At 51.1% G+C, this 515-nt stretch carries 1 protein-coding gene; it reads right to left on the bottom strand.

From position 1 onward, the window contains the following. Positions 1-515 (bottom strand): ATP-binding cassette domain-containing protein (locus R7Q11_RS29430; RefSeq protein ID WP_225467376.1); only part of this gene is annotated, 515 nt, incomplete at both ends.

Raw genomic sequence — 515 nt, 5'->3', positions numbered from 1 at the left:
GTTCGGGCGTTAGGGCCTGCCAAGGGTTGTCATCGCATACAAGTTTGCCGTTATGGAGCAACACAAGTCGGTCTGCGTATTGTGAGGCTAAGTTCAAGTCATGCAATACGACAACCACCGCAGCGTTCTGCGCTTTTGCCGCCTCACGAGCAATTTTAAGCGTGTTGTGCTGGTGGGCGAGATCCAGTGCCGACGTAGGCTCGTCCAACATCAGAATCTTTTTGTCACCAGATTGATGCAGTTGCGTTAGTACTCGAGCCAAGTGCAAACGTTGCTTCTCTCCGCCTGAGAGGGCAGGGTACAAGCTTTCCGCTAAGTGCAGAACATCGGTTTTTTGCATGTAGTGTAGGGCAAGCTCAGTCGTTTCTTTGTTTGAAAGTGACAAAGGGATCGCTCCGAGTTCGACCACCTCTCGTGCCAAAAATGGAAAAGTGAGCGTGCTGTGCTGTGGCAGCATGGCGAGGTGCTTTGCTATGTTTTCAGGTTTCCAGGCTTCTTTAGGCTCGCCAAAATAG

The organism is Vibrio sp. 970 (assembly GCF_033339075.1).
Note: the sequence above shows the minus strand (reverse complement) of the source record. Positions and strands in the feature narration are given on the sequence as shown.